Here is a 24,802-nt window from a genome sequence, read left to right on the forward strand (position 1 = left end):
TCGGGACGTCAGGGGCGTCGAAGGCGTGGGCCGGACGGCCGGATCAGGGCGCGGCGACGTCGGCACCGGAGGCGCCACCGCCCGCGGCGGCCGAGGCCGCGGCCAGACGCGCGGCGGCGGCCAGGCGCGCGGCGGCGGCCGGATCGACGGCGGCGGGCTGCGTGCGCAGCGGCGTGCCGGGCCGCAGGTTCTGCTTGCCGTCGAGCACCACGGTCGCGCCCGCGTCGACGCCGTCGACCACGGCCATCTCGCCGAAGGCGTAGCGCAGCTTCACCGGCTTGAGCTGGGCGGTCTTGTCGGGGCCGACGACGTAGACCTGGCGGTCGCTGCCGCGCAGGATGATCGCGGCCTGCGGGATCACGACCGCGTCCTTCATGCTGCGCAGCGTCATGCGCACGCGCAGGTACTGGCCGGGCCAGAGCTTCTGCGCGTCGTTCGTGAACTCGGCCTTCAGCTTGATGGTGCCGGTGGTCGCGTCGACGAGGTTGTCGACGAAGGTGAGCTTGCCGTGGGCGACCGATTCGACGGACTTGCCGCCCTTGCTGTCTTTCCGGGAAGGGCCGCCTTCGATGGTCGGCAGGACGACCTGCACCTCGGGCGGCGTGACCTGGGCGCCCGTGGCGGCGGGACGCATCGCGTCGAGCACGGGCGCGAGTTCCGTCTCGGGCAGGTTGAAGCTGATGGCGATGGGATCGATCTGGACGATGTTGACCAGCGGCGTGCCGGTCGCGCTGGCCTGGACCAGGCTGCCGGGCCAGACGTTCACGGCGCCGGCGCGGCCGGAGAAGGGCGCGCGGATCTCGTTGTAGCTCAGCGCGACGGCGGCGGATTCCACCGCGGCGGCGTCCGCGTCCACCAGGCTGCGGCCGCCTTGCAGGCTGGCCAGCGCGGTGTCCAGGGCGCTCTGCGCGACGAAGTTCTGCGCCAGCAGGTCCTTGGCGCGTTCGTACTGGCGCTGCAGGTCGCCGAGGCTGGCCTTGTCGCGAGCGAGCTGGGCCCGCGCCTTGTCGAGGTTGGCGCGGTCCGCGCGCTCGTCGAAGCGGAACAAGACCTGACCCTTGGTGACCGTCTGGCCGTCGTGGACCAGCACGTCGCGGATCGTCGAGGTGGTCTGGGCGCGGAGGTCGACCTGGTTGATCGGCGTGACGGTGCCGGAGGCCTCGACGGTGACCGGGACGTCGCGGCGCTGCGCGGTGACCACGCCGACGGTCTGCGTGCCGGCGGGGCCCGACGCTCCGGTCGCGCCGCGCGCGGCCGCGGCGGGTCCTGCCTCGCCGCCTTCGCGCGAGGCCGCCCGGGACTTCCACCACCAGCCTCCGCCCGCGATGAGCAGGACGACGATCAATGACAGGACAAGGGGCTTGCGGCGCATGAACACGTTCTCCAACGACAGTCATCCAGGGCGCGCTTTGCAAAGCTCCCTGAGGGCGCGGAAGGTTAAGTCCGGCTCTTTCGATGATTGTTTCGTTCAGGTTAATCCTGCGCGAGCGGGAGGAAAACCTGTGCGATTGGAGCGTGAAGGAACGTTTTCGGAGATGGCTGAAAGGAGCTTGTCACCCTCTCCCGCTTGCGGGAGAGGGAAGGGGTGAGGGCCAGCGGCCGTCAGAGTGCGAGCGCCTTGGCGAGCGCCGCGCCGACGACGGCGTTGTGCTTCACCAGCGCGATGTTGGTGACGAGGCTGGCGCCGCCGCTCAGGTCCTTGATGCGGGCGAGCAGGTAGGGCGTGACGGCCTTGCCGCTGATGCCCTGCGCAGAGGCTTCCGCGAGCGCCTGCTCCACGAAGCCGTCGATGACGGCGCGCGGCATCTCATGCGCCGCCGGAACCGGGTTGCTGATCACCGCGCCGCCGCTCAGCCCGAGCGCCCATTTCGTCCGCAGGAAACGCGCCTGGTCGGCCGGCGCGTCGATGCGGAAGTCCGCCTTCAGGCCGCTGTCGCGCGTGTAGAACGCGGCGAAGTTCTCCTGCCCCACGGACAGCACCGGCACGCCGTGCGTCTCCAGGTACTCCAGCGTCAGCGCCAGGTCGAGGATGCTCTTGGCGCCCGCGCAGACCACGGCCACCGGCGTGCGGGCCAGTTCCTGCAGATCGGCGGAGATGTCGAAGGACGTCTCCGCGCCGCGGTGCACGCCGCCGATGCCGCCGGTGACGAAGACCTCGATGCCGGCCAGGCGGGCGCAGATCATCGTCGCGGCCACCGTCGTGGCACCGACGCGGCCGGTCGCGAGCGCGAAAGGCAGGTCGCGGCGGCTCAGCTTCATCGCGTCCGGGGACTGGCCGAGCAGCTCGAGCTGCGCGTCGTTGAGGCCGACGCGGATCTTCCCGTCCAGCACCGCGATCGTCGCGGGCACCCCGCCGTGTTCGCGCACGAGGGCCTCGACCTCGCGCGCCGTCTGCACGTTCTGCGGGTAGGGCATGCCGTGGGAAATGATCGTGGACTCCAGCGCCACCAGCGGACGGCCCTGCGCCCGCGCGGCCGCCACCTCAGGCGAGAAGTCGATGAGGTTCTGGTCGATCAGGTCTTGCGTGCTCATGGGTTCTCTCTTGGATTCGAGCCTGAGGGGTCTCGGACTCGGATTGGGATTGGGATTGGGATTGGGATTGGGATTGGGATTCGTGCGCGCGACGCTCGGGCTCAGACGAGCAATGCCGGGCTCAGCGCCTCGCTGACGGTGGCGTCGCTCTGCAGCGTCAGCGCCGCCAGCCGCAGGCCGAACGCGCAGGCGCCGCGCAGGTCGTCGGGGTCGCGGTGCAACGCGGCGACGATGCCGGCGGTCATCGCGTCGCCGGCGCCGGTGACCTCGCGGATCGACGCCGGATCCAGCGGCGGCGCGGGGAGCAGGACGAGCGCGTCACCGTCGGAGAAACGGACGCCGTCCGCGCCGTCGCTGATCACGAGCCGTTGCAGGCCGGCTTCCCGCAACGATCGCCACGCGGCATGCAAGGCGTCGTCGTCTGGCAGGGCCCGGCCCGACAGCGCCTGCAACTCGCCGCGGTTGAGCACCAGCAATTCGACACCGCGCAGATCGGCGCCCAGCCGCGCCATCTTCGGTTCCGACACGGCCACCAGCAGCAGGCGCTGGCCGCGCAGCCGCGCTTCGGCGCGCAACTCGTCGAGCGTCTCGCGAGGCAGGTTCAGGTCGGCGACCAGCCAGCGTGCCGGCGCCCGCTGCGGCGCGGTCTGGCGCAGGAAGGCAGGATCGAGCCGGTCCGTCAACTCCATGTGCGCGAGCGCCAGCACCAGCTCGCCGTCGGGATCGAGCACCGCCGTGTAGCTGCCCGTCGCCGCGTCGGAAGCCTGCAGGCAACCGGCGCAATCGACGCCCAGCCCCTGCAGCTGCGCCAGCAGCGTCTGCCCTGCGGCATCGCGTCCGACGGCGGTCAGCAGGTGGACCGGCAGGCCGAGCCTCGCCAGGTTCTCCGCGATGTTGCGGGCGACGCCGCCCGCCGATTCATGCTGCCGTGCCGGGTTCGAGCTGCCCATGCGCAGCGGGCCGACGGCGCGCAGCTTGCGGTCCAGGTTCGTGCCGCCGATGCAGACGATGGGCTGGCGCTGCGGCAGCACGTAGGCGCGGCCGAGGATGCGGCCCTCGCGGGTCAACTGCCCCAGGTGGCCGGCCACGGCGGAGCGCGACAGGCCGAGTTGGTCCGCCAGCTCTTGCTGGCCGATGAAGGGGTTGGCTTCGACCAAGGCCAGCAGCTGTTCCTTCGAGGAAAGTTCCTTGGGAGGCGTCATGGCGCGTGATTCTAGAGCGTCAGCCTATGCATGATCAAACAAATGTCTTTCATTAAAACATTTGTCATTCGCTGCTGGTGTTGATATGAAGGGGTCGCGCGATAAGCGAACTTTTCATACGCTCAACGCGCTTCCACAGACCGGCACACGGCGGGAAGCGCACCGCATCAAACAGTCAAGGAGGACGCCATGCGGAAGAACTTGCCCGTCACCCAGCGCCAGTACGACTTCCCCGCCGACGCGACGCTGATGTCCACGACGGACACGAAGAGTCGGGTCACCTACGCCAACGAGGCTTTCGTCGAGGCCAGCGGCTTCACGACGGAGGAGTTGCTCGGCCAGCCCCACAACATCGTCCGGCATCCCGACATGCCGCCCGAGGCCTTCGGCGACATGTGGCAGACGCTGCAGGCCGGCGAGTCCTGGACCGGGCTGGTGAAGAACCGGCGCAAGAACGGCGACCATTACTGGGTCCGCGCGAACGCGACACCGGTGATGCGCAACGGCCAGCCGGTGGCCTACATGTCGGTGCGCACGCGGCCGTCGGCCGAGGAGATCGCCGGCGCGGAGCGCCTCTACGCCGACATGCGCGAAGGCCGCGCGAAGCACCTGCGCATCCACAAAGGCGTCGTGGTGCGCCAGGGCGCGATGGCGTGGACCTCGATGATGAAGACGATGCCGGTGCGCTGGCGCGTGCGGCTGCCGGTGATCGCGCTGATGATCGCGGCGATCCTGTCCGTGTGGATGAGCGCGGCCACGCTGGCCGTCGCGGCGACGTGGATCGGCGCCCTCGTGGTCGTCTCGCTGCTCGCGATGGGGTTCCTGCAGGCGCAGATCGTGGCGCCGATGGAATCGCTGGCGCGGCATGCGAAGCGCGTCGCCAGCGGCGACACGCGCGAGCCGCTGCAGATGGACCGCGTCGACGAGGTCGGCATGGCGCTGCGCTCGCTCAACCAGCTGGGCCTGATGTTCCGCTGGGTCATCGACGACGTGGCGGCGCAGGTGGTGACGGTGCAGTCGTCCAGCGGGGACATCCTCAACGGCAACAACGAGATCAGCTCGCGCACCGAGCAGGCCTCGGCGAGCCTGCAGCAGACGGCCGCGTCGATGGAGGAGATGAGCGCCACCGTGCGCAGCAACGCCGACGCCGCACGCCAGGCCGAAGATCTCGCGCAGGGCGCGAGCGTCGCGGCCGCGCAGGGCGGCGAGGTGGTCCGTCACGTCAACGAGACCATGGCCGGCATCACGACGTCCAGCAAGCGGATCGCCGACATCATCGGCGTCATCGACGGGATCGCCTTCCAGACCAACATCCTGGCGCTGAACGCGGCGGTCGAGGCGGCACGCGCCGGCGAGCAGGGACGCGGGTTCGCGGTGGTCGCGAGCGAGGTGCGCTCGCTGGCACAACGCAGCGCCGCGGCGGCCAAGGAGATCAAGCAGCTGATCGGGGAGAGCGTCGAGCGCGTCGAGGCCGGCGGCCGTCAGGTCGACGAGGCCAGCAAGGCGATGCACGAGATCGTCGAGCAGGTGAAGCGCGTCTCGGCGCTCATCTCGACGATCGGCAATGCGACGCGTGAGCAGGCGACCGGGATCTCCCAGGTCAGTCAGGCGGTCAGCGAACTCGATCGCACGACCCAGCAGAACGCGGCCCTGGTGCAGCGGTCCGCCGGGGCGAGCGATTCCCTCGAGAAACAGGCCACGCAGCTGGTTCAAGCCGTGGCCGTGTTTCGGATGAGCTGAGCGGAGACCGACTGCGGGCGGACAAGCGCGGGCACTCCACGTCGCAGGGGGCGTCCCTCCGGGAACCCCCAGCGACATTCCGGCCCCACGCGCGCTCGCTGCCCGCGGGCCTTTGGACTTAGGACTCCGTCAGAAGAACCCGAGCTTCTTCGGGGAGTAGCTGACGAGCAGGTTCTTCGTCTGCTGATAGTGGTCCAGCATCATCTTGTGGGTCTCGCGACCGATGCCGGATTCCTTGTAGCCGCCGAAGGTCGCGTGCGCCGGGTAGGCGTGATAGCAGTTGGTCCACACACGGCCGGCCTTGATGCCCTTGCCCATGCGGAAGGCCGTGTTGATGTCGCGCGACCACACGCCCGCGCCCAGCCCGTACGGCGTGTCGTTGGCGATGCGCAGCGCCTCCTCCTCGGTCTTGAAGGTCGTCACCGCCAGCACGGGGCCGAAGATCTCCTCGCGGAAGATCCGCATGTCGTTGGTGCCCTTGAAGAGCGTGGGCTCGATGTAGTAGCCGCCGGCCAGATCGCCGCCCAGCTGCGCGCGTCCACCGCCGATGAGGCACTGCGCCCCCTCCTGCTTGCCGATCTCGAGGTAGGACAGGATCTTGTCCAGTTGCATCGACGAGGCCTGCGCGCCCATCATCGTGTCGGTGTCCAGCGGGTTGCCCTGCTTGATGGCCTTCACGCGGTCGATCGCGCGGGCGATGAACTTGTCGTAGATCGATTCGTGGATCAGCGCGCGCGACGGGCAGGTGCAGACCTCGCCCTGGTTGAACGCGAAGAGCACCAGCCCCTCGATCGCCTTGTCGAACAGGTCGTCGTCCTGCGCGGCGATGTCGGGGAAGAAGACGTTCGGGCTCTTGCCGCCCAGCTCCAGCGTGGCCGGGATCAGGTTGGTCGCCGCCGCCTGCGCGATGACGCGGCCCGTCGCGGTCGAGCCCGTGAACGCGATCTTGGCGATGCGCTTGCTCTGTGCGAGCGGCATGCCGGCTTCCTTGCCGTAGCCGTTGACGATGTTGAGCACGCCCGGCGGCAGCAGGTCGGCGACGAGCTCGGCCAGCAGCAGGATGCTGATCGGCGTCGACTCGGCCGGCTTGAGCACGACCGCGTTGCCCGCGCCCAGCGCCGGCGCCAGCTTCCAGGCCGCCATCAGGAGGGGGAAGTTCCACGGGATGATCTGGCCGACAACGCCCAGCGGCTCATGGAAGTGGTACGCGATGGTGTTGGCGTCGATCTCGCTGAGCGCACCCTCCTGCGCCCGCAGGCAGCCGGCGAAGTAGCGGAAGTGGTCGACCGCCAGCGGCAGGTCGGCGTTCAGCGTCTCGCGCATCGGCTTGCCGTTGTCGACGGTCTCCGCGTAGGCGAGCAGCTCGAGGTTCTGCTCGATGCGGTCGGCGATGCGCAGCAGCACGTTGGCGCGCTCGGCCGCGGGCGTGGCGCCCCACTTCTCGGCGGCGGCATGCGCGGCGTCCAGCGCGAGCTCGATGTCGGCGGCGGTCGATCGCGCCGCCTGCGTGTAGACCTGCCCGGTGATGGGCGTGATCACGTCGAAGTACTGGCCGTCGCGCGGCGCGGTCCATTGGCCGCCGATGAAGTTGTCGTAGCGCTTCTTGAACTGCAGCGGCGCGCCGGCCGCGTTGGGCTTGGCGTAGATCATGGTGTTGTCTCCGTGGTTGTTGAGGCGAGGGACGCCCAGGGGCGTATTGCATGGGCCGTGCCAACGCCGCCTTCGCGCCGAAGACCCTGCCTGATGGGCGGAATGCCTCTTCCCAATCCGGCTGGCTTTGGTCAGGATCGGTCCGGCATGGCGCAGGCACGTCATCGGCGGCACAGGTGTTCCGGAATGGAACACCCGGGGTGTCGAGACCGGTTCAAACCGGCGGGCAAGACCCGATGAGCGCGCACCCAGCGCCCAAGGAGACAACGGCATGGTGAAAACCCCGAGCGACGCCGCCATGGCGCCGCGACTGCTGCGCGCGGCGCGGCGCGAGCTGCTGGACACGGGCCGGCTCAGCGTCGCGACGCTCGACGAAGGGCTGAGCCGCAGCTGGCTTCGCAGCCGCGATTTCGGCCTGAGCCCGGTCGGACGGCCGCCGGGCGCGCCGCACGCGTCGGGCGCGCAGTTGCGACGGGCGTTGGAGCGCCAGCATGAGCTGGTCGCCCACGCGAGGCCGGTGATGGAGGACCTCTTCGAGCAGACCCGCGACGGCGACGGCCTCGTGATCCTGGCCGACGCGCAGGGGCTGCTGCTCGGGGCGCTGGGGGACGGCCGCTTCGTCGATCGCGCGCAGCGGGTCGCACTGCGGCCCGGCGCGATCTGGGACGAGCGCTGGCGGGGCACGAACGCGATCGGGACCGCGCTGGTGGAGCAGCGGCCGGTGTCGGTGCTCGGCGGCGAGCACTTCCTGGAGCGCAACGCCTTCCTCAGCTGCACGGCGGCGCCGATCCGCGATCCGCAAGGGCGCGTGCTCGGCGTGCTGGACCTCTCCGGCGAGCAGCACGGCTTCCAGCGGCACACGCTGGCGCTGGTGCGCTCGGCGGCGCGGATGGTGGAACACCGCCTGTTCCAGACGCGGCACGCGGATGGACTGCGTCTGCAGATCCACATCCAGCCCGAGGGACTGGGCACGCCGACGGAGGGGCTGCTCGCGCTGAGCGAGGACGGCTGGATCCTGGGCTGCAACGCGGCGGCGCAGGCGTGGCTCGGGACAGACGCGGCGCGACCGAGTCCGCTGGAGTCGGTGCTGCCGCTGCGATGGGCCGAGTTGATGGACTGGGCGCGACAGGATGGGGAGGGCGCGCGGCTGCTGCATCGCGAGGACGCTCCGCCGCTGTGGATGCGGCTGTTGGCGCCGCGCGGATGGCGACATCCCGCGCCGCCGGCATCGAATGCTGCCAGCGCGCCTCCGGCGGTGGTCGATGCCGACGTCCTCGCCCGTTCCTCGACGGACGTGTCGCGGGGCACGATCGTCGCGACGCATCCGGGCGTCGAGTCCGCGTTTCGAGCCTTGTCGGTGGAAGACGCCTTGCAGGCGCTGGACCTCGGTGACGCGGCGATGCATCAGGCGGTCGTCCGGGCGCGGCGGGTGCTCGACAAGCCGATCCCGCTGCTGCTGCAGGGCGAGTCGGGCGTTGGCAAGGACCTGTTCGCCCGCGCGGTGCACGACAGCGGTCCGCGCCGCGGTCGATCGTACGTGGCGGTGAACTGCGCCGCGCTGCCGGAGTCCTTGATCGAGGCGGAGCTCTTCGGCTACCGGCCTGGCGCGTTCACCGGGGCGTCGCGCGAGGGCGCGCCAGGGCGTTTGCGCGAGGCGCACGGCGGCACCTTGTTCCTCGATGAGATCGGCGACATGCCCTTGCCGCTGCAGGCGCGGCTGCTACGCGTGCTGCAGGATCGGCAGGTGCAGCCGCTGGGCGGCGGGCCGTCGGTGCAGGTGGACTTCCAGCTGATCGGCGCGAGTCACCGCCCGCTGCGACCGCTGGTCGCGCAGGGGCTGTTCCGCGAGGACCTCTATTACCGGCTCAACGGGCTCACGCTGTGCCTGCCGCCGCTGCGGGAGCGGCAGGACCTGCCGGTGCTGGTGGAGCGCCTGCTGTCCGCGTTGGAGCCGATGCGGCGGGTGGTGCTCGATCCACCGTTGGCGCACGAGCTGGCGGCCTACCGCTGGCCCGGCAACGTGCGCCAGCTGGAGCAGGCGCTGCGCATCGCCTGCGCGCTGATGGAACCTGGCGAGTCGGTGATCCGGCGCGGGCATCTGCCGGATGATCTCGTCGAGGACCTCGACCAGGACGAGCGCCTGGTCATCCCGGTGCTGGTCCCGGTCGCGGCGCGGACGTCGACCTCGGCGGCGGCGCGATCGGGCGCGTCGCCGCGGAGAGTCTCCGCAACAGACGCCGCAACAGACGCCACAACGGACGCCATAACGGACACCGCGCCGGCGATGCTGCGAGCCCAGTCCCGGGCCCACGCCCGCCGTGTCCTCGCCGACTGCGACGGCAACCATTCGGAAGCCGCGCGGCGGCTGGGCATCGGGCGCAACACGCTGTACCGGCTGCTCAAGGAGCCTGACGCGTAGGGCGGAGTAGGGCATCGCCTGACGCGCGCATCAGCCATCCGCCGAAGCCGCGATGGGGTGAACCCGCCTTCCGGGATCGACGGCCGCTGCGTATTCTTTCGTTCATGCGGTCCGGGTTTCTGGTGGTGGATCCGCAGAGGCGCAAGCCGGACGTCAATGGGTAAGGCGGACATTCGAAAGGATGTCCGCCTTCGTCTTTTGGGCTCACCGGTTGGCGAAGTACTGGATCGCGCGACCGACGCGGGCCGTTTCGAGAAGGTTGCCCAGCTCTTCCAGCAACTCGTCGCCATCGCCGCAGTAAAGGCTTTGGAACTCGTAGACCAGGTGCGTGGCGTATCCACCGTTCGAGCCGGTCTCCCAACCCGCGATGACTCGTCCGTCACGGTCGTCCTCCGTGCTCTGGATGACGAGCCGGAGGGGCACGCTTGCGAGCCGCATCGCCTCATCTTCTTCGGCGTTGTGGAACTTGCCGACGAACAGCTTGCCCTTGCCGGACGTGCTGCGGCGGATGGCTTCGTCCAGCTTGCCGAGGATGCGCTCGATCTCGGCGAGCTCTCCATCGGCTGTGGTGGCGTTGTCGATGCCGGCGCGGATGTGGCTGTCGAAGTCGATCATGGGTATTGCCTTTCAATGTGTCCGACGATGGGAAGGTGATCGAAGATCCGTCGCGTCGAGCGGATCTCGATGCCGGCCTGGGCTTCAGGGACGACACGCGTGGACGCCTCGTCCAGGCGCCAGCCGGACGTGCCGAAGAGCACTGCGGAAGAGACGATCAACTGATCAAAGGTCCGCCACCAGGTGTCCCTGCCACCACGATGGAAGTAGGTGCCCGGATCAGCGGCATGGTGTTTGACCAGTCGATGCTCGAACGAGCTCAGGTGTCGCCAGAACGGGTTGTAGAAGAGCTTCGGATTGCGCTTGATCTTGTCGTGGTCCCTGGTGGCACGCAGATAGCGCTCCAATCCTTCATCGAAGGGTTCGTCATTGAAGTCGCCCACGAGCACGATGTTCGGATGGGAACTGCCGCGGAAGATCTTGTCCTCGATCCAGTGGCGGAGGAACGCCGCGATGTGGGTTCGTCCACTGTCATGGCGATCCAGGTGCAGACGGCTGGGCCAGTGCGAGACGATGAGATGGATCCACTGGCTGTCGTCCCACAGGCGGACCGCGAAACGCAGGCCTACCTTGGTCACCGACTTCCCGTCTTCGAGCAGGATCGGATCCTGGAACTGGACGTGCACGTAGTCCTTGCGACTCAAGACGCACACGGAGAAGCGGCTTTTCCCCGCAGGGTGGCAGGCCGGCAGCCATGTATAGCGGGCGACCGCATCCGGGCACTTGTCCCGCAGGGCGGCGATGGCGCTGTCGGACATCTCGCCCAGGATGATGATGTCGGCCAGAACCACGTTCATCAGCCGCATCAGTACATCGGCCGCGGCCAGGGCGACGGCGTCGCTGATCGTGGCGGCCACGTGCGCCGGCGAGAGTTTGGTGTTCCACCATGCGATGCGCAGGCCCGTCTCGGGCGGAATGGGATCGGGCGTCATGGGCCGAAGCATGTCCTTGGCAGAGTCTGTTCCACATCGCCGAGCCCTGGCCGCCGGCGCCTGCTCCACTGCGAAAATTCGCGGGGAGGGCAGTCACTCTACGGGGGTGGAATTCGCGATGCCAGCGTTGGAGCGCTCTCGAATTGGTGGACTTTCAAGCCTCGATACCGCTCATAAACTAGCGCACCCACCGATACCTGCGGTGGATACTCTCAACCGCGCTCCATGAAGCTCTACGAGACGCTCGCCGACGACATCGAACGCCAGATCCGCAGTGGCGTCTTCCGCCACGGCGACCGGCTGCAGTCCGTGCGAGAGACCAGCAAGCAGCGTCAGCTCAGCGTCACGACCGTGCTGCGCGCTTATGTGCTGCTCGAGAGCCGGGGACTCATCGTCAGCAAACCGCAGTCCGGGTACTACGTCCAGATCAAGCCCGGCGCCGCCGAGCTCGAGGCGCCCGCCACGCCGCGGCCGATCGCCGTCTCGTCCTCGGTCGACGTCAGCCGGCTCGTGCTGTCCACGCTGCGCTCGATCGCCGCGCATGACGCGGTGCCGCTGGGCTCGCCGTATCCGGATACCGGCAGCTTCCCCTTCGAGAAGCTCAACCGCTACGCCTTCGCCGCCGGCCAGGATCCGGCGCTGCGCACGCTCAAGGACGCGCTGCCGCCCGGTCATCCGCTGCTGATCCGCCAGATCGCGCGTCGCTACCTCGACAAGGGCCAGGCCGTCGATCCGGCCGAGATCCTCGTCACGATGGGTGCGACCGAGGCGCTCAACCTCTGCCTGCAGGCCGTGGCCAAACCCGGCGACGTGATCGCCGTCGAGACGCCGACCTTCTACGCGATGCTCCACGCCATCGAGCGCCTGGGCATGCGCGCGCTGGAGATCCCGACCGATCCGGTGCGGGGACTCGACGTCGACGCGCTGGCCGCCATCGCCGCGACGCAGCCGATCGCCGCCTGCATGGTGATGCCGAACTTCCAGAACCCGCTCGGCTTCCAGATGCCGGACGAGCGCAAGCGCGCGCTCGTCGCGCTCGCGACGCGGCTCGACATGCCGCTGATCGAGAACGGCGTCTACAACGAGCTCTACTACGGCGCCGTCGCGCCCAGCACCCTCAAGGCCTATGACACGCGCGGCCTGGTCCTGCACTGCGGCACCTTTTCGAAGACGCTGGCGTCGACCTTCCGCATCGGCTGGGCGCTGCCGGGCCGCTATCGCGACGAGGTCGAGAAGCTGAAGTTCCTCAACACGCTGACCACGCCGCCGCTGCCGCAGGTCGCCATCGCGCGCTTCCTCGAACGCGACGGCTACGAGGCCCACCTGCGTCGACTGCGCAAGACCTTCGCGCAGCAGGCCAACCTGATGCGCGCGATCGTGCTGCGCTTCTTCCCCGAAGGCACCCGCGTCTCGACGCCCGTCGGCGGCTACGTGCTCTGGGTGGAAATGCCGCCGGCCATCGATGGATTGCGGCTCTACGAGCTCGCGCTGGAGCGCGGCATCACCATCGGGCCCGGCTACATGTTCTCGGTGAGCAACAGCTATCGGCACTTCATCCGGTTGAACTACAGCACGCCGTGGTCCAAGGACATCGAGCAGGCGGTGATCACCGTCGGCAAGCTGGCCGCCACGTGCGCGCGACAGAACTGTTGAGACGATCGACTCGGTAGCAGGCAGGCCTGGCTTCCTGCGCAAGTCGGGCAGACCAGGCAGATCGAGCGGATCCAGCGGAAGCGTCGATCAGGTCAACTGGAAGGCCTCCGTCGGCGTGACGCGCTCCGGCATCGCGCGCCCGCTCAGGGCCAGTACCGAGCGCTCGATCCCCCGCGCCATCGCATCCAGCGCCAGCGCGTTGGGCGCCAGGCCGAAGGGCTCGGCGACCTCGTTGGCCACCGCTTCCAGCGCGATCAGCGTGTAGGAGAGGAACACGCACAGCAGCGGCGTGAAGAACTCCGTCGCGTCCACCAGCCCGAAGGGCAGCAGGACGCAGTAGGTGTAGACCGTGCGATGCAGCAGCACCCCGTAGGCGAAGGGGATCGGCGTCGACGCAATGCGCTCGCTGCCGCCGATCGCCTTGCCGATCTCCGTCAGCTGCGTGTCCAGCGTCCAGAAGCGGGCATCGCCGAGGTGGCCGTCGTCCTGCAGCGCGCAGAGCCGCTCGCGCACCGCGTGCAGCGCCGCGCTCGAGGTCTGCGGATCGCGCCGCAGCCGGAACGCCTCGCGCTGGCCGACCAGGCGCACCAGGTCCTCTTCGGGATCCGTGCCGCGCAGCTCGTGCTTCAGCGCGTAGACCGCCGCCAGCAGCCGATCCGTCGCCGGCTGCGCCATCGCCTTGTCGGGCAGGTAGCAGAGCAGCTCGGACACCAGCGCGCGCGAGGCGATCAGCAGATTGCCCCACAGATGCCGGGCCTCGTTGAAGCGCTCGTAGCTCGCGTTGTTGCGGAAGCCCAGGAAGATGGCCAGCGTCAGACCGAACGGCGTCATCAGCGTCGCGTTCAGCGGGATCTTTTCGCCGAAGACCTGGCCGTGCGTCGCCACCGCCAGCACGCTGACCGCCGCCATGAAACCCAGCTGCGGGAGGATGGACGGCAGCACCGAGCCGTGCCACACGAACAGCAGCCGGAACCAGCTCTGTCTTGGTCGGATGATCATCGCGAATCTCCGATCAGGCGGGCGATGCGGAGGATGCGACCGAGATCGCCGATGCCGCCGATGCCGCCGATGTCGTCGGCGCCGCGGCCATCGCGGGCGTGGCGGCGGCCAAGGCCGTGGCCGTCCGCACCAGCCGCACCGGGATCGACTTGTACGACGGCGTGCCGCTGTCCTGGTCGATGTAGTCCAGCGGCGCCAGCACGTTGGCCTCGGGGTAGTAGGCGGCGACGGAGCCGCGCGCGATGTCGTACTCGATCACCGTGATGCCGGGCAGTCGCAGCGACCGGCCTTCGGCGACGGTCTCGATGTCGACGACGTCGCCGTGCTCCAGGCCCTGCGCGGCGAGATCGTCCGGATGCATGAACAGCACGTCGCGCCGGCCGAAGACGCCGCGGTAGCGGTCGTCCAGGCCGTAGACCGTCGTGTTGTACTGGTCGTGGCTGCGGATCGTGACCAGCCGCAGCGCGTCGGCGGACCAGGGCTCGTAGCGCTCGCGCACGCCGCGGAAGACCGAGAACATCGCCTTGCCGGTCGGCGTCGGCCAGCGGCGCTCCGTCGGCGGCAGCGGCATCCGGAAGCCGCCGGGCGTGCGGATGCGGACGTTGTAGTCGTCGAAGCCGGGGATGGTCCGTTCGATCAGGTCGCGGATGCGGTCGTAGTCTTCCACCAGCGCGTGCCAGGCGACCTTGCTGTGCGGCAGCGTCGCGCGCGCCATGCCCGCGACGATCGCCGGCTCCGAGCGGAGCTGCGGCGACGCCGGCCGCAGCCGCCCCGCCGAGGCGTGCACCATCGACATCGAGTCCTCCACCGTGATCGACTGCGGCCCGCTCGCCTGCAGGTCGAGCTCGGTGCGGCCGATCACCGGCAGCAGGAAGGTCTCCTTGCCGACCAGCAGGTGCGAGCGGTTCAGCTTGGTGCCCAGGTGCACGCTCAGCGCCAGCGACTTCATCGCCGGGAAGCAGCGTTCGGGATCGGGCAACGCGACGGCGAAGTTGCCGCCCAGGCAGATCAGCGCCTTCGCCTCGCCGGTCTCCATGGCCCGCATCGCCTTCACCGCGTCGTGGCCGTGCGCCCGCGGCGGCGTGAAGCCGAAGACGTCCTCGAGCCGGTCGAGGAAGTCCCCGGACGGCTTCTCGGTGATGCCGACGGTGCGGTTGCCCTGCACGTTGGAATGCCCGCGCAACGGGCAGATGCCGGCGCCGGGCTTGCCGATGTTGCCGCGCATCAGCAGCAGGTCCGCGATCAGCCGCACGTTGGCGGTGCCGGTGTTGTGCTGCGTCACCCCCATGCCGTAGGTGACGATCGTCGCCCCGGACCTGGCGTAGGCCTGGGCCACGGTCTCCAGGTCGGCGCGGCGCAGGCCGGACTCGTCCTCGATCTCGGCCCAGGAGGTGGCGTACAGGTCCTCCACCAGCGCGTCGAAGCCGCTGGTGTGCTCGGCGATGAAGTCGCGGTCCAGGATGCCGGCACCCTTGCCGGCCCAGGCGTCCAGCGCCAGCAGCGCCTTCATGATGCCCTTCAGCGCGGCCGCGTCGCCACCGGCCTTCACCTGCAGGTAGGTCGACGCGATGTCGGTCGAGCGGTTGGTCGCCATCTCGACGACGTCCTGCGGATCCGCGAAGCGCTCCAGCGCGCGCTCCCGCAGCGGGTTCAGCACGATGATGGGCACGCCGCGGCGGGCGCACTCGTGCAGCGTGCCCATCATCCGCGGGTGGTTGGTGCCGGGGTTGTGGCCGATGGACAGGATCAGCTCCGTCGACTCGAAGTCCGCCAGCGACACCGTGCCCTTGCCGATGCCGATGGACCGGGGCAGGCCGACGCTGGTGGCCTCGTGGCACAGGTTGGAGCAGTCGGGGAAGTTGTTGGTGCCGTACTCGCGGGCGAAGAGCTGGAACAGGTAGGCGGCCTCGTTGGACGCGCGGCCCGAGGTGTAGAACTCGACGCGGTCCGGCGACGCCATGCCGCGCAGCACCTCGCCGATGCGGGCGAAGGCCGCGTCCCACTCGACGGCGCGGAAGGTGTCGGTGGCCGCGTCGTAGGCCATCGGATGCGTCAGGCGGCCGAAGTTCTCGAGCTCGTGATCGGACAGCGCCAGCAGCGACGACACCGTGTGCCGCGCGAAGAAGTCCGGCGTCACGCGCTTGCTGGTCGCTTCCCAGGTGACGGCCTTGGCGCCGTTCTCGCAGAACTGGAAGGTGGACTTGTGCTCCTTGTCCGGCCAGGCGCAGCCGGGGCAGTCGAAGCCGGCGGGCTGGTTGGTGCGCATCAGGACGATGGGCGCCTCGACGATCTCCATCTGCTGGCGCACCGCCTGCGCGGTGGCGCGCAGCGCGCCCCAGCCGCCGGCGGGGCCGTCGTAGCGACGGATGCCGGGGACTTCGCGGCGGGGGCGGGGGGGCATCTTGCTCATCGGGGACTCCAGGGCTTCCAGGGGGTGGCGCACTCCGGACTCCATGGTGGAGAGCGGCGCCGCCCCGTGGGGCATGCAGTTCGGACCGCCGCAAAGGAGCACAGTTCGCCAGCATCGCGTGGCGCCGCGGCCACGGAATGCCGGCCGGATATCGGCGGACATCGGGGGAATACCGATGAAATGGGGCCTCCCGGGCCTCGGACCCCTATGTTGTCAGGCGCGTCGGCCGATCAATCGGCGTAGCCTTCAGGCGGTCGGCAGGGATGCCGGCCAGGGATGTCGGCAAGGGAACGAGGGCCAGGGATGGCCAGGAGGCGGCCTCATGGATGACTCCGCACAAGACTCCGCACAGCGACCCACCTCGGCGGCAGCCGCCGCGATGCTGGGACAGATGAAGCGGGCGGTCTTCGACGGCTCGCGGATCGCGGTGATCCAGCGCGACCTCGACAACAACGTGCTCTACGCCAACGCGGCCGCGCTGGCGATGAGCGGGGTCGAGCATGTCGGGCAGTTGCGCCTGGACCGGCTCTTCGCCGGCGAAGCGGGTCGCGTGCTCGACGAGGAGACGCGCGGGCGTCGCAACCGGGAGCTCGGCGCCTACCGCGTCACGCTGACCTGCCAGGACGATCCGGAGCGGCAGGTGGCCGTCGAGGTGACGGGCCTGCCGCTGATGGATGAGCGCGGCACGGTCGTGGGCTCGCTGGGCTTCTTCCGCAGCCTGCAGCACCAGGTGCTGACCGACCAGGTGCGCGCGCTGACGCTGAGCCATGCCGGTCGCCCGGACCTGTTGCCGCTGGTGGCCGAGGCGCTGCGCCGGGAACTGCCCTTCGACCTGATGCTGGTGTCGCGCGTCGTGGAGGACGACAGTGCCTGGGAATCGGAGATCGCCTTCAACCATCCGCCGTTCCGGCAGGACGTGCCGACGGCCTGGTATGAGCTGAACGCCGCGCAACGCGCATTCATGGAAGACAACGACGGCGGCGTCCACGACTTCGAGACGGTGATGAGCGAACCCCCGTGGGCCGACATGGCCGACGAGCCGATGTGCCGGCAGATGCACGCCATGGACCTGAAGTCCAGCATGTGGCGCCGCATCACGCGCGGCGAAGGCGAGGACGAGCGGACCGTCGCGATCATGACGCTGCTCAGCCGCGAGCGCGGCGCCTACGACGAGCAGCACCTCGCGCTGTTCAACCAGCTCCCGCTGATCGAGGCGGTGCTGTGCAGCCTGGACCACGCGGATCGCGAGCGCGACCGCCGCCAGCTGCAGATGTTCCGCGCGCTCAACCGCTGCGTCGACATCCAGGGCGCGTGCCGGTGCCTGTCCGATGCGCTGGTCGAGATCTTCGACTGGCGGCACGTGTCGCTGTTCCGGATCGACAGCGCGCGCGAGGCGATCGTGCGCGTGGCCTCGGCCCGGCTCGGCGACGACGGATTCGCCGTGGACACCGGCGTGTCCTGGGGCGACTACTCGCAGGGCATCGGCCAGGGCATCCTCGGCCGGGTCGTGCGGACGATGCAGCCGCAGAAGATCCCCGACGTCACGCGCGATGCCGAGTACCTCCGGACCCCCGACGGCGAACCGATCCGTTCGGAACTGGCCGTGCCGATCATGTTCTCGGAAGGCGAGCGGGTGCGCTTCATCGTCAACGTCGACGATCCGCGGGTGAACGCGTTCTCCCGGGAACACGTCCGGCAACTGACCGACATCGCGCACGAGGTGGCCGGCGCGATGGAGCGCATCAGCGACCTGACGCTGATGACGGAGTGCGTCAACAACGTCTCCGATCCGATCATCGCGACCGACGCCAAGCTGCGCATCCGCCGCGTCAATCCGGCGGCGGAGGCGCTGTTCGGCGCGGCGCCGAAGACGCTGGAAGGGCGCAGCCTGCTGGAACTGTTCCAGAACCCGGAGCCGCTGGCGGCGCTGCTCGACGGCACCGAGGCGGGGGACCGCATCGGCGAACTGCGCGTGTGCCGCAGGGGCGCCGCCGTCGACGAGGCGCCCGAGGCCGCGATCGCTGCCGTGCCCGACACCTCGTCGGAGGCGGGCGGCCTGCCGGTCTTCATCACGCGGCGCGACTTCCCCGGCAAGCTCGGCGGGCATGTCTTCATCGCGCGCGACCTGCGGCCGATCCGGCGTTCGGTGCAGCTGGAGTTCCTCGAGGAGACCGCCTACGAACTGGCCGTCGAGACGCAGGCGCCGCTGGGCATGGCGATGTCGTGTCTGGAGGATCAGCTCGAGGCGGCGTTCGGCTCGGACGCGGCCCGTGAGCAGGCGCGCGGCCGGGAGCTGCAGACCGTGCTCCGGCAACTGGGGCGCGTGAAGCACGCGTTCACGCGGCTGGCCATGTACAACCGCGAGGCGCGGGTCGCCTCGCGCGTCGCGAGCACCATCCGGCTGGACTGCGAGATCGACGCGCTGCTGTCCAGCCTGGCCGCATCGGAGCGACGCAAGGTCGTGTTCGAGACCGCGGCGCGCAAGGTGGAGGTGGAGGCCGACCACATGCAGCTGCACATCGTCGTGGAGAGCCTGCTGTCGGTGCTGCTGCGCGCGGCGCCGGAGACGGCGATGGTGCGGCTGACGCTGGTGCCGGACGACGACCTGGTCTTCCTGCGGCTGCGCGGCCGCTTGCCGCCGGCGCGGCGCCATGGTGAGCGCTTCTCCGCGCCCGAGGCGGCGCAGGCGGACCTGCGGCTGGCCAATCCGCTGCTCGGCAAGCTGATGAAGAACCAGGGCGGCGCGCTCAAGGCCAGCGTGCTGCCGGACGGCGACACCGAGTTCGTGCTGAGCTTCCTGCGCAGGAGGGCCCATGGCTGACATCCTCCTCGTGCTCAGCCCGCAGCAGCAGGGCAGCCTCGGCCCGCAGATCAAGAAGCAGCTGCGGCAGCTCGGCCGTCACACGATCCAGGAAGAGACCAACCGCGAGACCGGACTGGAGCTGCTGACCGGCCAGCCCTTCGACTACATCATCGTCGGCAGCCAGCTGGCCGACGACGCGGGCGCGGTCGTCGCGGAGGACGGCGGCCTGGCCTTCTGCCGCGAGGTTCGCGTGCTCGGCAACACGCCGATGATGCTGCTCGCGCCGGCGATGACCACCGAGCTGAACATGGCCTGCATCCGGCTGCGGGTGACGCTGCATGCGGATCCGGCGTCGGCCGGGAGCTTCGCGCTGGAGCTGCTGGGTCTGGAGTCGTCCGAAGCGGAGGGCTCCGGCGCGGGTGGCGATGCAGGGGGCGGCGCCGGGACCGGCGCGCTCGCGGGCCGCGGGGGCCGGGCACGCGTCGCCGCGCTGAATCCCTGCCTCGACATCCGGGTCTCCGCGATCGCGGACAACTGGCGCTTCGAGATGCATGGCATCGACTTCCAGTTCCAGGGCGCGGGGCCGCTGACGGTCAGCAAGTCGGCACGGCTCGACTGGCAGGCCCAGTACATGCACGAGCCGGACTGGTACAAGGAGTTCTCCCGCATCGGCAAGAGCATCCGCATCGCCCTGTGCGAGGACCAGGAGAGCTTCCGCCTGCAGCGCGAGAACGCGCGGCTCAAGGCCTTCCAGCAGCTCGGCGAGGCCGGCAAGGACGTGACGGACCGCATCACCTTCGAGGTGTCGGAGGACTGCTATCCGCTGCTGCTCGAGGCGATGTTCGAGCCCTCGCAGGAGGTGCCCTGGCTGGCCAAGGCGGCGTCGATGTCGCGGCGGCTCGCGGCCTCGAAGGAGAGCCAGAGCAGCCTGTTCGCCGGCCCCGTGGCGGCCCGCCGCGCGCTGCTGATCTGCGCGGACACGCACGGCACGGCCTACGACGACCAGCTCAAGGGCGGCGCGCTGCAGCTTGCGCCGCTGACGGCGGTCCGGCGCGAGTGCGCGCGCGTGAAGAAGCTGCTGACGCGGCCCGACCCGCGCAGCGGCCAGCCGCTCTTCCACGAGCGCAACGTCAGCGTGATCGGCCTCGACGGCCCGCTCAGCCGCGAGAGCCTCGTGGCGGCGCTGGGCGACGGCGGCTGGGACCTGATCCACTTCGCCGGCCACACCTGCTTCCAGCCGGCCGGTGCGCGGCAGTTGGGCGGGACCGGCTTCCTGTTCGTCGGACCGAAGGAAGAGCCGCAATGCGTCGACTTCGGCGACATCCTCAGCTACCTGCGCGACACGCGCTTCGTCTACCTGAGCAGCTGCGAGAGCGGCAACTCGGGCTTCGCGACGCTGGCCGCCGAGGCCGGCATCCACGCCGTGCTCGGTTATCGCTGCCGGGTCAACGACCGCACGGCGGCCGTGCAGGCGCTGCTCTTCTACCGGATGCTGCAGCGCAGCCGCTCGCTGGACGCGGCCTTCGGGCACGCGCGGCGGCGGCTCTACCGCCGCTACGAAGGCCAGGACAACGCCTGGGCCTCGGCGATGCTGGTCACGTCGGGCGTCCCGTCATGAGGTCGAGCGAGAGGCCCGCCGCGGCGTCCGCCGGGTAGAAGGCCTCGTGGCCGTGCGCGGCGCGCATGGCCGGCTCGTCCCACGGCGCCGTGCGCGCGGAGCGGTAGTTGAAGAGCAGCCGCGCGCCCGGCACGTTCCGCACGACGGTGTGGATCGCCTCGTCGTCGGGGTGGTTGAAGATGCTGCCGTCGGTCGAGACCAGCCAAGTCTTGCACTCGATCCGGCTGAGGAAATCCTCGCTCAGGTTGGCGGCGGAGCCGTGGTGGGCCATCTTCACCGCGTCGAGTCGCAGGCGCGGTTCGCCCGCCGCGCCGGCGAGGCGTCGCAACGCGGCGGTCAGCGTCGGCGCGTGCGCATCGCCGAGCAGCGCGATGCGACGGCCCTGGTACTCGGCGACCACGGCGATGCTGGAACCGTTGGCCACGGCGTTGTCGATGGGCCCGAGCGCCAGCGCCGTCGAGGACAGCATCTCCTCGGGCTTCGGACGCCGGCGCAGTCCGCCGGAACGGAACGCGGCGCGGCCTTCGAGGCGAGCGCCGAGTGCCGCTTCATCGGTGGCGTCCAGCTCGGCGCGCTCCAGCGCGCGGTCCCACGCGGCGCGCAGCTTCTCGAGCTTCTCCAGCGTCGGCGACAGCAGCGTCAGGCGCAGGCCGCCGGGCAACTCGCGCACGGGCAGCGGGCCGATCGCCGGCACGAAGATCGGCGCGCCCTGGAAGGCCGCGTTCCACTGCCGGTCCTCGATGCGGACGCTGATCATCGAGCCCTGCAGCGCGCTGCGCTGGGCGTTCACGTCCGCGGCGCCGTGGCCGCCCGTCGCGCCGGGCCGGGGCGGCGGCGGCTCCTTCAGCGGCTGCGCGATGTGCGGCCAGCCGTTGAACCAGATGTCGCGGAAGGTGGCCAGCTCGCGGTGGTTCAGCAGCTTGAGGCAACCCTCGATGTGATCGCCGTCGACGTGCGTGATCACGAGCAGTTCCAGCTCGCGCTCGTCGTCGGGCAGCGCGGCCAGACGTTGCGACAGCGCGCCGTACGCGCCGATCGGACCGCCGTCGATCAGCACGCGATGCGGTCGCGCGGCCTCTCCGTACTCGAGCAGCAGGCAGTCGCCATGGCGCGCCGGCAGCAGCTCGATGCGGAAGATGTCGGCCATGGCGCGGCGTCAGCCGGGCTTCCTCAGTCCAGCGCGTGCTTCGGATACGGCCACGCCGGCGACTGGTGCCGCAGCGCCACGTGCGGTGCGCGCGATCTCACCGCGGCGTCGCTGACGGCATAGCCCCAGTTGATCAGCTCGCACTGTTCCTGCTCCTTGAAGCGGTCGAGCCGGGTCCGGATCGCGGCCAGGTCGGCGACACGCGCGGGAGCAACGGGCAACTGGGCCTCTTCGGTGGCCGGGTAGTCGGCGATGTCGGTGTCGATGGCCCAGAACGCGCCCTTCGCATCGCCGCGGGCGTAGGCCGCGATCAGCATGCGCTTGCGCAGCGCCAGCGCCTGGTTCAGGCCGATGTCCATCGTGCGCATGATCTGGCGCGGCGCCATCGTGCCGATGCCCGCGTCGATGTCGAAGGGCTTGCCGGCGTCGCTGACCAGCACCGTCTCGTAGCGGCCCCAGACCGTCTCCAGCCCCAGGTTGTCGTAGACGCCGCCGTCGGCCAGCATCAGCCGGCGGCGGTAGTCGATCTGGTCGTAGAGATCGGCGCCGTCGACCTTCGTGAAGTCCTCGGGGTGGACGTCCAGCTCGATGGGCGCCAGCACCGGCGGGAACGCGCTGGAGCAGGCGACCGCCGTCGCCACGTCGAAGCGCGGCTTCGGGATCAGGCCGATGCGGTAGTCCCCCGCATAGGGCTTGGAGAAGCGGAAGCTGACCCCGGTCGCGTAGTTGGTGGCGTTGAAGACGAAGCGCGGTTCGTCCGGCAGCGACTGCAGCGAGACGTCGAGGCCCAGGCGCTTGCGGTACTCGTCGGCGACGGCTTCTCCGGCCGAGCGGAACGGATTGAACGCGCCGGACAGCACCGAGGCGACATCGATGTTGCGCGCGCAGAACTCGCGCAGCGGCGCGGCGACCTCGGCCTCGAAGAGCGCGGAGCGGCCGTCCTTGTCGAACGCGAGCCGAGGCCAGCGCACGGCCAGCAACCCCGAGGCGATGGAGCCGCCGGACACGCTGGAGATCCGCGCCAGCCTGCCCAGCACGCCGAGCTCATTGAGCCGCCACAGCACGCCGACGTGGAACAGCACGGCGCGGAAGCCCCCGCCCGAGAGTGCCAGCGCGATGCCGCTGGTGCGCGCGTCATGGTCGAAGGGCATGGCGGTCTCCCGCAGTGTGGATCGTTGAGCCTAGGCCTCGCATGGGCGGTCCGCAATCTGTCAAGTTGGGGGTGCCGGCCCGGATGCCGCAGGGAGACGGGACGCGCGACGGCGCAAGGGGTGGCGGCCGGCACCGCCCCGCGAAGATTTCAAACTTGTCATGTGGCTGTGCGTCTGGCGTGGGAGCCCGGTTTCTACAGTTCATTCCAAGCAGTCGGCACCGGGCCGCTGCGACTCTCCCCCCCGAATCTCCCCTGAATCTTCCCCATAGCCAGGACGCCGATGACGGCGCCCGATCCACGCGAAAGAACCTCATGAACCGCAAGACCTTCCTCGGCCAGTTGATGGCCGCCGCCTTCGTCGCCACCGTGTCCCTCGGCGCCGCGCATGCCGAGACCGATGCCGCGCCTTCCCCGCAGTCCGCGCCCGTCACGGCCAAGTCCGCGCCGATCGCCGTCCACAACGTCGTGCTGGTGCACGGCCTGTACGCCGACGGCTCCAGCTGGGGCAAGGTGATCCCGCTGCTGCAGGCCAAGGGCCTGCATGTGACCTCGGTGCAGAACCCGCTGACCAGCCTGCAGGACGACGCGGACGCCGTGAAGCGCGCGCTGGCGCAGCAGGACGGCCCGACGCTGCTGGTCGGCCACTCGTACGCCGGCATGGTGATCACCGAGGCCGGTGCCGATCCCAAGGTCAGCGGCCTGGTCTACATCGCGGCGCGCGCGCCGGACGCCGGCGAGGACTACCCCGCGCTGACCCGCAAGTTCCCGACGGCCCCCGCGGCCGCCGGCCTGAAGTGGAGCGGCGACTGGGGCAGCCTGTCGCAGGACGCCTTCCTGAAGGACTTCGCGGGGGACCTGCCGTCCGCCGAGGCGCTCAGCTACTTCGCCGTGCAGCAGCCCTTCGCCCGCGCCGTGGCGAGCGGCAAGACGACGGTCGCCGCGTGGCGCGTGAAGCCGAGCTGGTACGCCGTGTCGACGCAGGACCGGACCATCAACCCCGAGTTGCAGCGCTTCATGGCGCAGCGCATGGGGGCCGCGACGATCGAGCTGAACGCCAGCCACGTCTCGCTGCTGTCGCAGCCGCAGGCGGTGGCCGACCTGATCGTCAAGGCCGCGCAGGGCCAGCGCTGACTTGCTGCCGATAATCCGCCACGCGCCGCCGCCGGGCAGGGAGCCCGGCGGGGGCGGCGATCAAGGAGCAGACATGCGTGTCCTCGTCGTCGAAGATGAACCGAAGCTCGCCGGTTACCTCCGCAAAGGACTGACGGAGAACGGCTACGTCGTCGACGTGGCGGCTGACGGCATCGACGGCCGCCACCTGGCGCTGAATGGCGAGTACGACCTGATCGTGCTCGACGTGATGCTGCCGGGCATCGACGGCTTCAGCGTGCTGAAGGCGATCAAGGCGGAGAAGGACGTCGCCGTGCTGATGCTGACCGCGCGGGACGGCGTCGAGGACCGCGTGCACGGCCTGCAGGAGGGCGCCGACGATTACCTCGTCAAGCCCTTCGCGTTCTCGGAGCTGCTCGCGCGGCTGACCGCGCTGCGCCGCCGCGGCGTGCGCTCGGGATCGGGCGCCGGTGCGGGCGGCATGTCGGAAACGATGCTCACGCTCGGCGATCTCCAGCTGGATCTCGCGCGACGCAAGGCCTTCCGCGGCGGGCAGTCCATCGCACTCACCAACAAGGAGTTCCAGCTGCTCGCGCTGCTGATGCGGCGTCGCGGCGAGGTGCTGTCGCGCACCGTGCTCGCGGAGCAGGTCTGGGACATGAACTTCGACAGCGACACCAACGTCGTCGATGTCGCGGTGCGGCGTCTGCGCGCCAAGGTCGACGACCCGTTCGAAACCAAGATGCTGCGCACCGTGCGCGGCATGGGGTATGTGCTGGAGGTGCCCTCGACATGAGGCGCCCGGTGCCGCCGTTCCTG

17 protein-coding genes are annotated in these 24,802 nt (G+C 69.9%); 7 read left to right on the forward strand and 10 right to left on the reverse strand.

The annotated features are described in order from the left end of the window. Positions 1-43: 43 nt before the first annotated feature. From AC1VNM_RS24315 to AC1VNM_RS24325, 3 genes are all read right to left on the reverse strand, one after another. Positions 44-1,372 (reverse strand): efflux RND transporter periplasmic adaptor subunit, encoded by a 1,329-nt coding sequence (locus tag AC1VNM_RS24315; protein WP_483108619.1) that lies wholly within the window; start codon positions 1,370-1,372, stop codon positions 44-46. 230 nt (positions 1,373-1,602) lie between these two features. After that, on the reverse strand, positions 1,603-2,532 hold the full coding sequence (locus AC1VNM_RS24320) for a pseudouridine-5'-phosphate glycosidase (protein WP_483108620.1): 930 nt from the start codon (positions 2,530-2,532) through the stop codon (positions 1,603-1,605). Between the two features lie 101 nt (positions 2,533-2,633). Next, the gene (locus tag AC1VNM_RS24325; RefSeq protein WP_483108621.1) at positions 2,634-3,734 is read right to left on the reverse strand and encodes a carbohydrate kinase; all 1,101 of its coding nucleotides are present in this window, start codon (positions 3,732-3,734) and stop codon (positions 2,634-2,636) included. A 189-nt stretch (positions 3,735-3,923) separates the two neighbouring features. Between AC1VNM_RS24325 and AC1VNM_RS24330 the strand changes: the two genes are divergently transcribed. Then, positions 3,924-5,474 (forward strand): methyl-accepting chemotaxis protein, encoded by a 1,551-nt coding sequence (locus tag AC1VNM_RS24330; RefSeq protein ID WP_483108622.1) that lies wholly within the window; start codon positions 3,924-3,926, stop codon positions 5,472-5,474. Between the two features lie 129 nt (positions 5,475-5,603). On the opposite strand, the gene adh is transcribed toward AC1VNM_RS24330, so the two are convergent. After that, positions 5,604-7,124 carry an aldehyde dehydrogenase gene (gene adh / locus AC1VNM_RS24335; protein ID WP_483108623.1) on the reverse strand — a complete coding sequence of 507 codons (1,521 nt, stop codon included), beginning with the start codon at positions 7,122-7,124 and terminating at the stop codon, positions 5,604-5,606. A gap of 271 nt (positions 7,125-7,395) precedes the next feature. Here adh and AC1VNM_RS24340 point away from each other — a divergent pair, with 271 nt between their 5' ends. After that, on the forward strand, positions 7,396-9,543 hold the full coding sequence (locus AC1VNM_RS24340) for a sigma-54-dependent Fis family transcriptional regulator (protein ID WP_483108624.1): 2,148 nt from the start codon (positions 7,396-7,398) through the stop codon (positions 9,541-9,543). 204 nt (positions 9,544-9,747) lie between these two features. Here AC1VNM_RS24340 and AC1VNM_RS24345 read toward each other — a convergent pair whose 3' ends face one another. Both AC1VNM_RS24345 and AC1VNM_RS24350 read right to left on the reverse strand, forming a co-directional pair. Further along, positions 9,748-10,158 (reverse strand): hypothetical protein, encoded by a 411-nt coding sequence (locus AC1VNM_RS24345; RefSeq protein WP_431101367.1) that lies wholly within the window; start codon positions 10,156-10,158, stop codon positions 9,748-9,750. Next, the gene (locus tag AC1VNM_RS24350; RefSeq protein WP_483108625.1) at positions 10,155-11,090 is read right to left on the reverse strand and encodes an endonuclease/exonuclease/phosphatase family protein; all 936 of its coding nucleotides are present in this window, start codon (positions 11,088-11,090) and stop codon (positions 10,155-10,157) included. Before AC1VNM_RS24350 ends, AC1VNM_RS24345 begins: the two co-directional genes overlap by 4 nt. Positions 11,091-11,315: 225 nt before the next feature. Between AC1VNM_RS24350 and AC1VNM_RS24355 the strand changes: the two genes are divergently transcribed. After that, positions 11,316-12,743 (forward strand): aminotransferase-like domain-containing protein, encoded by a 1,428-nt coding sequence (locus tag AC1VNM_RS24355; protein ID WP_483108626.1) that lies wholly within the window; start codon positions 11,316-11,318, stop codon positions 12,741-12,743. A gap of 87 nt (positions 12,744-12,830) precedes the next feature. Here AC1VNM_RS24355 and AC1VNM_RS24360 read toward each other — a convergent pair whose 3' ends face one another. Together AC1VNM_RS24360 and AC1VNM_RS24365 are read right to left on the reverse strand one after the other, a co-directional pair. Continuing rightward, positions 12,831-13,742 carry a bestrophin family protein gene (locus AC1VNM_RS24360; RefSeq protein WP_377158170.1) on the reverse strand — a complete coding sequence of 304 codons (912 nt, stop codon included), beginning with the start codon at positions 13,740-13,742 and terminating at the stop codon, positions 12,831-12,833. A 13-nt stretch (positions 13,743-13,755) separates the two neighbouring features. Next, the gene (locus AC1VNM_RS24365; protein ID WP_483109324.1) at positions 13,756-16,143 is read right to left on the reverse strand and encodes an FdhF/YdeP family oxidoreductase; all 2,388 of its coding nucleotides are present in this window, start codon (positions 16,141-16,143) and stop codon (positions 13,756-13,758) included. Positions 16,144-16,474: 331 nt separating this feature from the next. On the opposite strand from AC1VNM_RS24365, the gene AC1VNM_RS24370 reads away from it, so the two are divergent. Then, the gene (locus AC1VNM_RS24370) at positions 16,475-18,973 is read left to right on the forward strand and encodes a GAF domain-containing protein (RefSeq protein ID WP_483108627.1); all 2,499 of its coding nucleotides are present in this window, start codon (positions 16,475-16,477) and stop codon (positions 18,971-18,973) included. Further along, positions 18,966-20,573: a CHAT domain-containing protein gene (locus tag AC1VNM_RS24375; RefSeq protein WP_483108628.1), complete on the forward strand. Its 1,608-nt coding sequence runs from the start codon at positions 18,966-18,968 to the stop codon at positions 20,571-20,573. Before AC1VNM_RS24370 ends, AC1VNM_RS24375 begins: the two co-directional genes overlap by 8 nt. Here AC1VNM_RS24375 and AC1VNM_RS24380 read toward each other — a convergent pair. Then, a complete protein-coding gene (locus AC1VNM_RS24380; RefSeq protein WP_483108629.1) occupies positions 20,551-21,720 on the reverse strand; it encodes a ComEC/Rec2 family competence protein in 1,170 nt (389 codons plus the stop codon). The two genes, AC1VNM_RS24375 and AC1VNM_RS24380, sit on opposite strands and share 23 nt — an antisense overlap. A gap of 23 nt (positions 21,721-21,743) precedes the next feature. Further along, a complete protein-coding gene (locus AC1VNM_RS24385; protein ID WP_483108630.1) occupies positions 21,744-22,871 on the reverse strand; it encodes a patatin-like phospholipase family protein in 1,128 nt (375 codons plus the stop codon). A gap of 314 nt (positions 22,872-23,185) precedes the next feature. On the opposite strand from AC1VNM_RS24385, the gene AC1VNM_RS24390 reads away from it, so the two are divergent. Beyond that, on the forward strand, positions 23,186-24,004 hold the full coding sequence (locus tag AC1VNM_RS24390) for an alpha/beta fold hydrolase (RefSeq protein WP_483108631.1): 819 nt from the start codon (positions 23,186-23,188) through the stop codon (positions 24,002-24,004). A 73-nt stretch (positions 24,005-24,077) separates the two neighbouring features. Next, the gene (locus AC1VNM_RS24395; RefSeq protein ID WP_483108632.1) at positions 24,078-24,779 is read left to right on the forward strand and encodes a heavy metal response regulator transcription factor; all 702 of its coding nucleotides are present in this window, start codon (positions 24,078-24,080) and stop codon (positions 24,777-24,779) included. Positions 24,780-24,802: the final 23 nt, after the last annotated feature.

The sequence above is a fragment of the Mitsuaria sp. MSU3D genome, assembly GCF_056867975.1.

Bases quoted from the DNA above. Each gene is read 5' to 3' on its own strand.
- AC1VNM_RS24315 (WP_483108619.1), bottom strand. From the start codon at position 1,372: ATGCGCCGCAAGCCCCTTGTCCTGTCATTGATCGTCGTCCTGCTCATC.
- AC1VNM_RS24320 (WP_483108620.1), bottom strand. From the start codon at position 2,532: ATGAGCACGCAAGACCTGATCGACCAGAACCTCATCGACTTCTCGCCT.
- AC1VNM_RS24325 (WP_483108621.1), bottom strand. From the start codon at position 3,734: ATGACGCCTCCCAAGGAACTTTCCTCGAAGGAACAGCTGCTGGCCTTG.
- AC1VNM_RS24330 (WP_483108622.1), top strand. From the start codon at position 3,924: ATGCGGAAGAACTTGCCCGTCACCCAGCGCCAGTACGACTTCCCCGCC.
- adh (WP_483108623.1), bottom strand. From the start codon at position 7,124: ATGATCTACGCCAAGCCCAACGCGGCCGGCGCGCCGCTGCAGTTCAAG.
- AC1VNM_RS24340 (WP_483108624.1), top strand. From the start codon at position 7,396: ATGGTGAAAACCCCGAGCGACGCCGCCATGGCGCCGCGACTGCTGCGC.
- AC1VNM_RS24345 (WP_431101367.1), bottom strand. From the start codon at position 10,158: ATGATCGACTTCGACAGCCACATCCGCGCCGGCATCGACAACGCCACC.
- AC1VNM_RS24350 (WP_483108625.1), bottom strand. From the start codon at position 11,090: ATGACGCCCGATCCCATTCCGCCCGAGACGGGCCTGCGCATCGCATGG.
- AC1VNM_RS24355 (WP_483108626.1), top strand. From the start codon at position 11,316: ATGAAGCTCTACGAGACGCTCGCCGACGACATCGAACGCCAGATCCGC.
- AC1VNM_RS24360 (WP_377158170.1), bottom strand. From the start codon at position 13,742: ATGATCATCCGACCAAGACAGAGCTGGTTCCGGCTGCTGTTCGTGTGG.
- AC1VNM_RS24365 (WP_483109324.1), bottom strand. From the start codon at position 16,143: ATGCCCCCCCGCCCCCGCCGCGAAGTCCCCGGCATCCGTCGCTACGAC.
- AC1VNM_RS24370 (WP_483108627.1), top strand. From the start codon at position 16,475: ATGGATGACTCCGCACAAGACTCCGCACAGCGACCCACCTCGGCGGCA.
- AC1VNM_RS24375 (WP_483108628.1), top strand. From the start codon at position 18,966: ATGGCTGACATCCTCCTCGTGCTCAGCCCGCAGCAGCAGGGCAGCCTC.
- AC1VNM_RS24380 (WP_483108629.1), bottom strand. From the start codon at position 21,720: ATGGCCGACATCTTCCGCATCGAGCTGCTGCCGGCGCGCCATGGCGAC.
- AC1VNM_RS24385 (WP_483108630.1), bottom strand. From the start codon at position 22,871: ATGCCCTTCGACCATGACGCGCGCACCAGCGGCATCGCGCTGGCACTC.
- AC1VNM_RS24390 (WP_483108631.1), top strand. From the start codon at position 23,186: ATGAACCGCAAGACCTTCCTCGGCCAGTTGATGGCCGCCGCCTTCGTC.
- AC1VNM_RS24395 (WP_483108632.1), top strand. From the start codon at position 24,078: ATGCGTGTCCTCGTCGTCGAAGATGAACCGAAGCTCGCCGGTTACCTC.